Source organism: Oceanobacillus neutriphilus, from assembly GCF_014645515.1.
In the GTDB taxonomy this organism is placed as follows: Bacteria; Bacillota; Bacilli; order Bacillales; family Amphibacillaceae; genus Oceanobacillus; species Oceanobacillus neutriphilus.
Window position 1 is genome coordinate 19,823 of the sequence record NZ_BMLW01000024.1, and the last position, 14,788, is coordinate 34,610.

Sequence of the window (14,788 nt, forward strand, 5' to 3'; positions counted from 1 at the left end):
TTCCAAATGAAGCCCTGTTTTACCTGTCAGATGAACGGTTACGGAAGCGGTTGACAATAACTAAGATTGCACCGGCTCCCAATAAACCTAAGCTGATAAGCAATAAGTTGAACATAGATGTTGCTGTACCTGGCAATGTTTCACCATCACCTTTATCTGTTCCTTCAGAAACACCTGAATCCGTTTTACCTGAAGCTTCAGCTGATCCTTTACCTGGATCTTCTCCTGGATCCTTGCCTGGATCTTCTCCTGGATCCTTGCCTGGATCTTCTCCTGGATCCTTGCCTGGATCTTCTCCTAGATCCTTGCCTGGATCTTCTCCCGGCTCTTTACCTGGATCTTCTCCCGGCTCTTTGCCTGGGTCTTCTCCCGGTTCCTTGCCAGGTTCTTCTGGTTCTTTACCAGGCTCCTCTGGCTCCTTACCGGGCTCTTCTGGATCTGCTTTTACAAAACCAAAATCTAACGTCGGATCATGGTCTCCGTCTTCTGTTAAATGACGGGATACCGCAAACCATAAAGAGGAATCAATGGAATTATCATCGCCTGCCTCTTCCAGGGTTGGTACATATCCTTTCAAGGCTTCTTTAGATGCTTCTCTGTCAATCCGTACAATGTACGTTTTATCGATTGGCAGGTTTTCAAAGATATAGTAGCCATTTTCATCCGTCGTTACTGGTCCTACTGGATTTCCATAGACATCCGTTACCGGGTTTCCTTCTTCATCTTCAATCGTTAAGACAACTCCTTCAAGCGGAATGTCGGTTTCGTCTTGTAGACCATCTTTATTTTCATCGAACCATACATAGTCTCCTACACTTACTTTTGCTGGATTATAATTGTTTGTTACTGTGAAGTTATAAGTGTTCTCTTCATTAACTGTTACATTACTTTCATAATTTGGAACGTCTTCTTCCTCAACAGTATATTCAATTAAGCTTCCATTTGCATATACGTCCAAGCCTCTGAAGTCTGTCTGCCAGTTAGTATCATTGCTTAGAATAGCTTCTTTGCCTGTTTCTTCACCATTTGCCAGCAGTTTTACTGTAATCGACTCCGGACGGGCGCCAGCTTTATTGTTTGCATCATTCCAGCTTTTTACAACATTGATACTTGTTTGTTCCGGTTCATAGCTGTTGGTGATATCCATACCATTAATTTCAGCAGAGTAATCTTCTACGTTATCTTCTTGAACAGTATAATTAATTTCTTCCCCGTTCTCGAATTTTGGCAGGTTAGTAAAGGCATAGCTCCAGTCAGATTCCTCTGAAACTTCCACAGAATTTACTTCGTTACCATTTGCTGATAAACGAACAGTAATTGATTCTGGGCGTTTGCCGTCTTGGTCATCGGCATCTTCCCATGTTTTTGTTCCTTCTAAATCAATTAGTTCTGATTCATGATGGTTGGTTAACATGATATTTCCATGGTCTGCATCATTGATAGAAACTTCATAGCCTTTTGGTACAGATACTTCTTTGACCGTGTAGTCAATTTCTTCGCCGCCATTTTGGTATGCGTCCAGCTCTGACCATGTATGCATCCAGTTATTTTCTGCAGATAGGATAACCTTATCTCCAACTTCATTTTCCCCTGCATACAATTGAACTTCAATCTGTTCAGGACGAATGCCATCCTGATTATCATTATCGTTCCATCCTTTTAAAACTGTAACAGAAGTCTGTTCCGGTGTGTAGGCATTTGTGATTGTTACATTACCATCAACACTTGTTCCCAGTTCTGTAGAATAATTTTCTACCTTATTTTCTGTTACACGATAACTAATTTCTTCGCCATTACGATTTTTTGGCAAATTCTTAAACGTATGCGTCCAATCGTTATCTTCATTCAATTCAATTGTGTCAACAATCTCAGATAAATCATTGATGACATTTACAGTCACGCTGTTTGGACGGACGCCATCCTGATTGTCTGCATCATCCCATACTTTTGAAACGGGGATATTAATCAGTTCCGGCTCACGGCTGTTCGTAATCGTAATAGCTCCATGATTTTCGTCATTTATTTCTGACTCATATCCTGCTGGAACATCAACTTCTTCCACCGTATACGTAATTGCTTCTCCACCTTCACGATTCGCATCTAAACCGGACCACGTATAAGACCAATTATCTTCTGCTGTAACGAGTACCTCACTTCCTAAGGCTTCCCCGTCTGCAAGTAATTGAATACGAATATTATCCGGACGTTGACCATCTTGATTATTCGCATCATTCCAGAGTTTATTTACAGTAACAGATGTCTGCTCTGGAGTATGTTCATTCGTTACAGTAATTGTGCCAGTACCGTTGTCTGAAATAGCAGTGGAATAATCTTCTACTGTATCCTCAGCTACTCTGTACACAATTTCATGTCCGTCACGATATTTTGGTAAATTCTCAAAAACATGCGACCAATTTCCATCTTCATCAGGTGTGATTTTTTGCGTGTCGACTACCTGTGAACGGTCATCATAGAGATGAATTGTAATACTATCTGGTCGTGCTCCATCTTGATTATCAGCGTCATCCCAGACTTTTTCTACTGGAATATCTGTCAATTCTGGTGTATAGCTGTTGGTGATGGTATAGCCGTCTTCAGAATCCCCACTAATAGCACTTTCATATTTTGCAGGAACATTTGATTCCACAACAGTATAGTTAATTCTTTCTCCATCTTGATATTCATCTAAATCGGTAAAGGAGCCTTCCCAATTATTTGCTTCATTCAAGATGATAAAACGCACTGTTGCTTCACCGTCTGCCAACAGTCTAACGATAATTCCATCTGGACGTGCCCCATCCTGGTTATTTGTATCCTCCCATACTTTTTCTACCGGGATTTCTACAATTCCTGGTGTATAGCTATTTGTGATTACAAAACCATCAGCTGCTTCTCCGGCAATATTACTTTCATACTGCTCTGGTACATTCACTTCTGCAACGGTGTAAGTAATCTTATCTCCACTGTTATCCAGCTCCGGTAAATTCGTAAACGAGCCTTGCCATCCATTTTCATTACTCAAAATGACATTTTCTACATCCGTTTTCTCGCCATTTGCAAGTAAAGTAACTTCAATAGATTCAGGACGATTACCGTCTTGGTTATTCGCGTCATCCCAGACTTTTTCTACTGGAATATCTATACTTGGAGATACAAATTCATTTGTGATCGTTAATCCATCTTCTGAAATAGACTTTTCGTAATTATCAGGAACATTTACTTCATCGACAGTATATTCGTACGCGTTACCGTCAATATCTGTTTTATCTAAATCAGACCAAGTATATTCTGTTTTTCCAGCTTCTAAAGTTATAGGTTCGCCAAGAGCTTCACCATTTCTAAATAATTGCAGGTCGATGGATTCTGGTCTTTGATTTTCTCCACCCTGCCACTCTTTCGTTCCTGTTACGTCAATTTTTTCCTTGGTGTTTTCAAAAGTAGTTGAAACAATATTCTCTTCGTTGTTACCAAACGCTTTATTAACAACAATTTCTATTTCTTCCTCAGAAATAACATATCCCGTCGGTGCTTCCTTCTCTACTAAATAATACGTTCTAAGCGGTAAGTTTCCTATCTCAAGGACACCATCTACCGTAGTAAATGCTTCTTCTTGTGTATATTGGACTCTTTCACCATTTAAATCGTACCACAGTGTAAAGGTAGCTTCGTTTGTGATTGTTTCTTCCGTTTCTGAATCTACTTTAGTAACACTTAAAGCTCCTCTGTTAGGCGCCCATTCACCACCTGCGTCAGAGAATTGCCTAGCGTTTAATTTATCAGAATTTACAACTTGCTGATCCATTGCAGTTCCATCTAATGAAATTTTGTTGCCAATTTCACCATCTGTTGCCGTTACAACAGTTGTATATTTTAAAACTAAGCTGTCGTGCAAATCTTCGGTCATGTTGATAGTTAAAACATTTTCACCATCATCTGTTGTGCTGACATCAAGTGTATAGTCTGTTCCTTCTATCAGAGCATTATCCAAATCCTGCGTTTTATAGACTTCAAGACTGTCTGATAAATATACGTGACCAGGACTTAGCGTATCCGTAATTACAGCATTTTTAATAATAGATAGGCTTTTATTGACCGTTGCTTCCCATTCAACTTCATCCCCTGTGAATACGCGATTACCATCTGAATTTATTGCTCTTTTAGCTAAGAAATCATCATATTCACTATAATTCAGGGTTGCTGAGTAAGGATATTCTACCCCTCCAGCTGTAACAGTTGCGTTATTGGTATAGATTGACTTTGAGATATCTGGTACTGATGTAGTAAATTCAATAGCATACCTTTCTGTCAATTCGAAGCCTTCAGCAAAAGTTAAGGTAAACTTGCCTCCTTGAACAGTTATTGAATAACTATCAGGGTCTAGTACACTTCCCGTTATAGTCGTTTCCCCATTAGCGGCTACATCATAAACAGATACTTTAATACTACCCTCATCGATATTTCCAGCATAATCTAACTCATCTGTTATGCTAATACCTGTTCCAAGGTTTTGTTCTTGATAGTTTGTATACAGCTGCCAGGCGATTTTTCTTTCACTGCCGCTTGCCCAGCCATTTACTGCATTACCTTCATCATCAAAATGGACTAACTGACCTTCTTTTTTACCACTGTTCCAGGAATCTTCCCTCACCCTTGTTTCAGCGTTGCGAGTTTCGTCAATCGGGTTCCCATTTACCGTTTCTCCCTCAAAATGGGCACGATTGACATAAAGTCTGGCTCCATCTTGATTTTCCCCGCCTACACGAGATATGTGAGGATCGAGTGTATTACCATCCACCACTTCTTGCGGATTATAAGAAGTTTGATAATCAACACTCAGCTGTCCGCCATTTAGTGGTAATGCATTGTCTAGAAGCGTGATAGTAAATCCTTTGTGATATCCTGTTTCACCATCTTCAGTTCTAGGGGCAAGAATATAATCTGTACCTTTTACAAGCGAATTTCCAGCATGCTTCACTTCTACTGAGCCTGGTAATAAAATCATTCCTTTATTTGGGAAGGTATCTTCTATTACAAGCGTATCGATTGCTTCTCTTCTCGGATTAACATTTAATTGCCAATTAATCGTTTTGGCATTATAGTCTATTCCCCGGAAACTCTTACCATAGGTGTTAGCTGCCGGCTTGATTTCTGCGTTACTATTTTCTCCGGCTTCCCCAACACCGTCTCCTATCATCCCTACACCATTATTAAAATTATTTTTAGTGAAATCGGTAATCGCAGTTGTATATTCTACCTTCAGCTTGTGTGTACCTACATCTCCCAAGTTAATAACAACTGCTGTTCCACCATCAGCATCAGGATTAAGGCTGATGTTAACAGGAGTATAAGAATTGCCTTCTTCATCAGTGATTACAATATCACTTTCAGAAATTGCTAACCCTTCCGGAATTAAATCTGTCAGCACTACATTTCCAATTGGATGTCCTGCTTCATTAACGTGAATCGTCCAGCTAATCGTTTTATTTTCATAATCGACATTCGATACCCCTTCTTTACGAAGAACAGGGTCTCTAACAATATTAACTGTTGCATCATCACTATTTAATTCATTTTCACCATCTTTTAGGGTTGCTACATTTAAGAAGCCATTATCTTTTTGATAAGTGCTATTGTTGACATCCGCCCAATTAATATCTGTTTTAAATTTAATTCTATAGGCATCATCCTGCCCTAATGCCCCTAAATTTATCGGAAATCCTGTAAACGAATCTCCATGAGCATCTCCTTCTACCCAGTTGCCGCCACTTTGTGTAATTCTAACCACCTGGATACTATCCGGGTCTACGGTTAAACCGGCAGGAAGGCTATCTTCTATAATCGCATTACTAATCAAGCTTCCATTTTTATTAACATCAATTTGCCATTGAATAACATCGCTGTCTCCATCTTGCCAACCATCCTTTTCAATCGGATTACTTCTTGTCAATCCTCCAACGGTTGCATCAGCTGGTAAACTTTTTTCACCGTATTTAAAGGTTGCATCATTAGTAAATGATTCTGCTGCATAATTTTCAATAGTTGTCGTATATTGGACACGATAGCCATTAAAAGGTGCGATTTCACCTAAACCAATTGGGAATTCTGATGGATTAAAAGTCGATGTTACATCATCACCTTCACTTATATCCCCATCAAAGCCAATGTTTAGCTTATGGATAACAAAATCTCTGGCTTCACCTAATCCATCGGGAATGTTATCCGCTAATGTTGCCCCCGTTATCTCTTCATCATTGGTATTGATTACGTCAATCGTCCATGTAATTTCTCTTGCATCATGGTCCGTATCGGGATGTCCTTCTTTTTCAATACCGTTATGTTCTATATGGGGGCGGGCAATAACAGTTATGTTATTTTCGTGACCGTCATTGAACGGAATCTCTTGTTCAATATTTTCTCTGAATTTATCTAAGTTGAACTCTAAGCCAAGATTGACAAATCCATTTTGGACGTCTGAAGTCTCAATGCCCTCATCAAATACAAATTTTAAAACGCCGTCTTCAACATGGTAGGTTCCTACCTTTGTTCCTTCAACTATGAGATCTTGAACTGGTGTAGTAACTGTCATAAAGGCAGCAGAAAGACCAATCTCAGCTGTGTCACCAGCCTTCGCATTTCTCCCTTGTGTATGCCAGCTGAATCTAAGATCTGCAATAGTACCCTCAGTGATGGAAATAATGTCACCATCTTCAATCGCTTGACCATCAATTTTCAAACTTTCAAAGGTAAAGATATTTCCCAGTTCAGCTTGTGGCCCAACATTAAATGCAGCAGAAGCCGCAGTGTTTTCTTCTTCAGCCGCCTCTTCCTCTACTGCTCCCTCGGTTCCTTCTTCAACTGCTTCTTCCTCTATCGCTTCTTCGGTTCCTTCTTCAACCGCTTCTTCCTCTATTGCTTCTTCGGTTCCTTCTTCAGCTGCTTCTTCCTCTACCGCTTCTTCGGTTCCTTCCTCACCCGTTTCTTCAGTTGACCCCTCAACAGATTCTTCCGTGATTTCTTCTTCAACAACTTCCTCTTCTACAGGCACCTGCAGCTTTACTCTACCTTCAGCTTCCGGATACTCCAGCGCTGCTTCATTAAATGTGACCTGAATCACATCTTCTGTTGTTTTAAAGGAGGCAATTTCCACAGCTTCTCCTTCCAGAGATATTGTGCCCTCCTGCTCTGCTAATGCTACAGAAGAATCGAAATCTACAGTTTGGCTTACATCTTCTAAATCATAGCCTGCAAGCGACCAGTCTATATGTAGAAACCGACCATTTTCTTCCTCGGTAAAAGAGTTTTCAGAAATGCTTTCAAAATCAAAGAACGTATCATTTTTGTTTCCTTCTGCGTATGCCGTCTGTATTGGTGCAAAACCTGTTACAAATGACTGCATAACTAGAAGAAAAATCATAAATATACTGACTCTTTTTGCTCTTCTCTTCAATTAGTCCAGTCCCCCTTTTCTTTTTTATTTTTATTAACTGCTGGAATAGTGAAACCCAACACCTCCCAATGCTTTTATATCTTTAAAATAATTTCTGGCCCGAAGATAAAGCATAAAAGAACGTTATCTAATAGATGAATAGATTCTTACTATTCAAGAAAACGCCCTGACATTAATCTTTATCCAACTGACAGAAATATTTTAAGGTCTCTTTTGACTACATATTCATCCCCTATACAGCATCTTTTTGCTAATTTTTTTGAAGAAAATTACAATTAATATCAAGTTACTGAAAATGAGACCTTGTAGTCATTTTCATAATAACTTACTGAATATGTCCCAGAGAATAGTATGTATATATACAAATTCTATACATCCAACTAATCTTAACTATTACAATATTTGGATATACCAAATCAAAAAAACTTCATTTTGTTAAGCGAAAGCGTTTTTTTCGCTTAACAAAATGAAGTTTTTTGAATTCTCGACATATATATTTTTTTAATTTCCGATCAACATCCGGCTGATTCAGCAATCACCAGACGAGGTACCTGTCCCTTTATAGTTCAAATTCCGCTTCTTTCCTACCGCATCTTGTCAGAAATAATAAAAGATACCGTTGTTCCTTCACCAAGCTTACTTCGAATGTGCAATCCTTGCCCATACACTCGGGTCAACCGGCTATGTGTATTAAACAGCCCAATCCCTCGATGTTCTTTATTTTCTGGGCTTAATAACATTCTAATCTGTTCATCATCCATTCCACTCCCTGAATCTATGACAAAAAAATGGACTGCATCTGCCCGCTTCTCAATTCGAATGCGCAGCGTTCCACCTTCCATCTGATTTAAAATACCATGTCGAACTGAGTTCTCCACTAATGGTTGTACAATAAGTGGAGGAACGAGCATTTCAGTATCTATATCTGTATCCATTTCCCATTTTACCTGCAGTCGTTCTCCAAAACGCTGCTGTTCGATATATAGGTAGTTTTCCACCAGTTCAAGCTCTCTTGACAACGGCACTAGCTTGCTAGCAGTCAAAAATTCAAAACTAATTCGCAAATACGATGCGAATACCTCTGCAAGCGTCCGCATCTTTTCCATATCGATATAACTCAACGCCAGAATTGAATTCAATGTATTAAAAAGAAAATGCGGTTGAATTTGCGCTTGTAAATAAGCTGCCTCCATACTTAAACGATCATTGACCGCCCTCTTCAATGATGAGAGTGACCAGGAGCGGTACTTTAATTCTAAGCCATCCGCAGGCTTTGTGACATAATCATTTGCTCCAGCAAGAAAACCCGCATAAATATCTTCGGGTTCACCACGTGCGGTGAGTAGAATAATAGGCATTTCAAACATCGAGAATCGTTTACGAATCATTCGCGTCAGTTCGTATCCTGATGTGTCTGACATCATAACATCGGCAATAACGAGATCCCACTGCTCATCGTGCAGCTTATCCATCGCTTCACTTGCAGAATTCACCGTTACTATCTGATAGTCCTCACTTGATAAAATATGAGTGATTACCTTTAAATTAACTGAATCATCATCAACCACTAGTATGTGGAATCGCTCGGTGCTTGTTTGAGGCATTTGAATTTGACGAATTTCTTTAATATCATATGCCATTTCTCCAGTGATTTGTGCTAGTTCATCTTTAAATGGAAGCTCAATCTTCCTCGTATTAACAGGAAGGGATGATTGCAGACTCTCATCAAAAATGGGCAATTTAAAGCTAAATACACTCCCTTTACCTAATTGCGACTGCACAATTAACTCGCTGCCATGCAATTCAATCAGTTCTTTACAAATATTAAGCCCAAGTCCGAGACCCCCTTCGCCAAAAGTCTCTTGCTCATATCTTATAAATACACGCTTTTGCGTCGCTTCATCCATACCTGAGCCTGTATCTTTTACATGGATCCACACATGTCCATTGTCATGTTTTGCTGAAAGCTCAACCGTTCCTTCTTTCGTATGCTTTAATGCATTATGTACTAGATTAATGAGAATCTGCACCAACCGCTCTTCATCCGCATAAACGTTTGGCAAATTATCCTTTATATTCATCCGCAGATCCACTTTCGTATCGTCCGTCAAAAACCGCAACATATCCAGAATCCCTGTAGCAACGGACTGAACGCTCACTTCTGTCCTGCGAATGGCAATCTGTTTATCCTGCAATCTGATGACATCCAACAAGTCGTTAACCATGTGAGACATCTGGCGGCTAACTTTAATAAGCAGATCCATGTCTCGTTGACTTTGTTCATCCAGCACATGCTTCTTTCTGGTCAGCACACTCTGGGCAATGTTCATAATGCCATGTAGTGGTGTACGCAGTTCATGTGATGTATTAGCAAGAAAGCGGTCCTTTAACCTGTTTGCTTCAGTCAATTGTGTATTGAGCAACGAAACTTTATTTGAATTATGAAAATATCTTTTAAACCAATAAGCAGAGAAGCTTGTAATCGCAGCAATCAAATCGATAGGATAAAACATAAACTGTGCTGATCCAGCGTAGTATACATAACCCCAAAGAACATTACTAAATACAGAAATAACCGCAAATAACAAAAACAATGCACCCTCCGCTTTGTTTAGCACCATCTTCATAAAATAATAGCCTGTCCAAAGCAATGAAGTGTAATAAAAAATCCTGTAGTAGCCTTTCTCAATCGAATAGAGTACGATTTCTTCTGGTCCTGCTAAAATGAAAAGAGTAAAAGCAATCAGCAAGAAGAAATAACTATAAAATATTTTGCTTTTATGATGAATCCCAATAAATACTCTTGCCATCAGCAAGGCACAAAAGGCAAACCAGATGGATCCAAAAGCTTTTAACCTCACTAACCATTCAAAATCGATAGGAATCAACATGTATAAAAAACCGTTATAATTAAATGCAATTGTCATGGCTGCAGTAATCATCATGAATAAAAATGTAATAAACTCTTTTTTTCGTACATCCATCAGATAAATGATTACTGCATATAATGCATGGAGTAGAAAAATAACACAAACGATGAGCTGAAAACCAATAGAACTCAAGTACATTTGGTTGACTTTTTCATGCGTACCAAGCTGCACTGACTTGATCAGACCACCTTGAAGCGGTGACTCATAATTTGCTACCCGAACGAAGAGATCCAGCGTAGTTTGTCCATCCTGATCATAGGATACTAAAAATGGCCTCGTTTCAGAAACATGCTCATCTCTCCCTTCAGCAAGTTTACCGAGTTTCGCAAGTGGTTCCCCATTAATTTCCACCTCAGAAGCAGTATAGATAGATTGGAACCAAATACTAAGCGGCTCCGACAATGGTTGATCAAGCAAAATACGCAAATGGTAGGTCCCATATCCATATGTTTCATTATTTGCAGTTTGCATAGCCGCAGTCCAGTTGCCTGGCACCTGCAGCAATTGCCCTTGCGAAGCTTCGTTCATATTGGGTGCACCTATCCACTGATCCGGAAAAAACATCCACTCTCCATTCATGGGGAAGGTATTTACATGTTCAACGTCGATACCTCGTAAATCCAGCACACCATCCTTCACGCTTGGAGGGTTTGGAAATGAAAACTGATCATACCAAATCCAACGCATGGCAACCAGAAATAAGATAAATAATAATATGTAAAATATATAGCTAAGCTTTATTTTTTTCGTCGAAGTTGTCATTAGCATCTCCATCCGTCAGCCGTCTTGATCATTAAAACGTGATAAAAAATTTAATTTTTAATTTTCAAAATAATATACTTATATATTATAATAAACTACGCCTAATTTCGCCTAATTGAATTGACTTTGTGTATAAAATATCTACAGTCTTATAGGTTTGCAACACTCGGGTATACTTTCCATGGAAACGGCTGACGCAAATAATCTAATGCACAACTAAGTGAATCATCGTTAAAATGTTCATCGTCAGTGATAGTAATATACAGCATAGAATCACCTTCCTGATTATTTTCACGATATGTCATGTACAATTCAAGCATACATGACAATAAATCAAACTTCATCTGCTGGTAAATGCATATTTTTAAATACAGCATCCGCATTTCTGCTTGAGCATGATTAATCAACCCAATGCCGGTCGTATACTCTCCAGGATATATTTATTTTTTAATAAACTATACAAATCTTAACAGTTCCAAGCAGCTATATTCCCAAAGAAATATATACAAATTCTATACAACTAAGTAATATACAATGATTATAAAAAAATAAGACTCCATTCTGATCGGGGCTTGTTCACCTCCGCCGAATGAAGTCTTGTTTTATTTATATATCAATTTCAAAAGATACGCTTGTTCCCTTGTTCAGAGTACTATCAATCAATAATCCTCTCCCATAATGCTGATGCAATCTTTTTTCTACATTTAGGATACCGACTCCTGATTCACTGCCAGATTCCCCCTGTAGAATTTTCGGAATATCTGCTGATTCTATTCCTGCTCCGTCATCTTCTACAGTAATTATTGCTTTAGAGTGTGCAGAATCTATTTTTAATCTGATTATTACTGTACCTTTTCCCTGTCTATTCCGAATACCATGCTGCACTGCATTTTCCACTAATGGCTGAATAGATAAAAACGGAACATGTATCCCTTGATAATCCTCCAGCTCCCATTTCACCTGAAGAGCTTCTCCAAAACGTACTTGCTCAATATATAAATAGGAACGGACAATATTTAACTCCTCATCCAAAGGTATCAGGTCTTTCAGTTGCTGGAACCGAAATTTACTTCTCAAGAAATTACTAAGCTCATTGAGCAGCTTTCTCATTTCTTCAACATCCCATTCACTTAGTGCCAAAATAGAATTCAGTGTATTAAACAGAAAATGAGGCTGTATCTGGGCCTGCAGCCATGCTGTTTCAAACTGTAACTGCTGCTCTGCCACCCGTTTCATTGTTATTAGAGAATCCATCCGGGCTTTCAGTTCAACCGGCTCGACTGGTTTGGTAATATAGTCATTTGCCCCGGCCAGAAAAGCTGCCTGAATATCTGCATTTCCACCGGTTAGCAGTAAGACGGGGAGCTCTGTCAGTGAATAACGTTCCCGTATCATACCAGTGAGTTTATAGCCTGATATTTCCGGCATCATAATATCTGAAATAACTAAATCCCATTCCCGTTTCTTCATTTCTTCCAATGCTTGATTCGCACCAGTAACAGCCACCGTATCATACCTATCTTCCGATAAAATTGAATTTAGTGCTAATAAGCTGGCAGGGTTATCATCAACCAGTAAAACAGCCGGAGTCTGACCATCATTTAATCGTGGTAATTCAGCTTCTCCTTTTTCTGCTCTCTTTACAGCAGCCTGTATAGACTGTTCGGGCAGCTGCACAGCAGCTTGTGGAGAAGCCAGCTCCAAGGTAAATGTAAAGGTTGTCTTCTCTGCTTCTTCCGATGAAGCCCATATTTCTCCTCCATGAAGCTCAACCAGCTGTTTGGTAATACTTAGCCCCAGACCGAACCCGCCTTCCTGCATTCCACTTGTTGCGTTGTCCTGCTCATAAGGAAGAAATAACCGTTTTTTCATCTCTCCGCTAACCCCAATACCTGTATCCGTCACATGAATTTCTGCATAGTTTTCTTTCTTTACAGCGGATATTGTCACTCCGCCCTGGTTTGTATATTTAACAGCATTCCCGACTAAATTAAATAAAATTTGCGTGACACGATTTTCATCAGCATAGACTGCCGGGAAATCTTTTGCTATCTTATTAACCATCTTCAGCTGCTTCATGTCTGATGAGAGCTGTAATAAGTCCAGGACTCCGGTTGCAATAGGTTCGAGTGCGATTACCTGTTTATTCAGCCTCGGTTTGATGCGGTTTAAATCCCTCGCTTCCAGCAAATCCGTTAATAAAAGGTTCATTCTTTTTCCGACATTCAATACCGTATTCAGTTCACCAGCACTTCGCTCTGATAATACTGTCTCTTCCCTATCCATTACAGCCTTAGAAAGTAACAATATACTATTCAAAGGATTACGAAACTCATGTGATGTATTAGCAAGAAATTGATCCTTCTCCTGATTCATCCGTTGTAAACTGTCAGCCAATTCTTTGGTCTCTTCATGCATTTGGAAATATCCTTTAAACCAGACAGTAATGTAACACACCACTGCAACAATCAGATCAAATGGATAAAAGGTTAAATATATACTCTGTTCCCTCCATGCTATATCCCATATATAATGATGAACGACTGCAAAAAAACTGAGTACAAGGAACAGATTAGTCGCAGGGTTTTGTCTATACATTCGTGCAATAGAGCAAAATGTAACAACAATTACTATAAAAGCAAATAAGTAATAAACAGGAAATAAGAACAAAATCTGCGGTATTGATAAAAATGCAGTTATCCCTATCATCCCAAATATACTCCATTTATAAAAAGGAAATATTCTTCTCCAATATGGCAGCTCTATATGATTCGTACATTGCAGTAAAGCATAACAACCCACCAGCAGCAACATGTTTGCCAGTCGAAAATCCAGATCATAAGATATATTGAGAAACTGATGAATTAATTTATCTCCATTACTTAAAAGTGAAGTTATAATTATCGAAAACATTAAAATGGAAAAATAGAATAGATACTTATCCCGGTTTCCTATCAGATATAAAATAAATGTGTACACTGCATGAATTAAAAAGATAACAATGATACTGATTTGAAAATAACTGGATATCTGTGTTCCGTTTGAGATTGCCTGCTCCGTTCCAAATTTCATAGAACGGATGAGACCGCTGCTTCTGGTATCTTTATAGTTGGCAGCTTGAATCACAATATCAATTATTCCTTCTTCATCTGCCGTAAAAACTATGTTCTGCGGTAAATTTTTAGCAGTATATTGTTCTTCAGTTTTAGCTATCTTGCCGGATGATGACAGCTTTCGCCCATTAACATAGACTTCTGATGAACTGCGGATACTTGGTATGTATAATCCATAATTCTGATCCAGATCAGGGTTAACCTTGATTTGTAATCGATAAGTACCGTAACCAAAAGAAGAATTTAAAATATCATTCCAGCCTTCAGGAACATCTAAAAGTTCTGATTCGCTCCCTGCCCTGCTTACTTCCTCCATAATAAATTGAGAAGGATAGAACTGCCACTCTCCATCCAGAATAAGCGTTTCTTTATCTCCCAGGTCCCAGGATTGTATATCAAGTACACCATTCTGAATTTCGGGTTGTATCTCATTTTGAAAAAACCCCATCCAAACCATGCGGAAAGTAGATAAACAGATAATAAAGAGGAGCAGAATAACCCCAAGCTGCATATAATTCTTTTTCATTTCCATCAAC

Annotated in this window: 4 protein-coding genes; all 4 read right to left on the reverse strand. The window is 38.9% G+C overall.

All coding sequences use genetic code 11. The features are described 5' to 3' along the window. Positions 1–19: 19 nt before the first annotated feature. Positions 20–7,447, reverse strand: a complete 7,428-nt coding sequence (locus IEX29_RS25525; protein WP_188738540.1) for a Cna B-type domain-containing protein — start codon at positions 7,445–7,447, stop codon at positions 20–22. A gap of 584 nt (positions 7,448–8,031) precedes the next feature. Continuing rightward, the gene (locus tag IEX29_RS25530; protein WP_188738542.1) at positions 8,032–11,139 is read right to left on the reverse strand and encodes a hybrid sensor histidine kinase/response regulator; all 3,108 of its coding nucleotides are present in this window, start codon (positions 11,137–11,139) and stop codon (positions 8,032–8,034) included. A 149-nt stretch (positions 11,140–11,288) separates the two neighbouring features. Further along, on the reverse strand, positions 11,289–11,444 hold the full coding sequence (locus IEX29_RS25535) for a hypothetical protein (RefSeq protein ID WP_229720395.1): 156 nt from the start codon (positions 11,442–11,444) through the stop codon (positions 11,289–11,291). 301 nt (positions 11,445–11,745) lie between these two features. Beyond that, positions 11,746–14,778 carry a hybrid sensor histidine kinase/response regulator gene (locus tag IEX29_RS25540; RefSeq protein ID WP_188738546.1) on the reverse strand — a complete coding sequence of 1,011 codons (3,033 nt, stop codon included), beginning with the start codon at positions 14,776–14,778 and terminating at the stop codon, positions 11,746–11,748. Positions 14,779–14,788 lie beyond the last annotated feature (10 nt).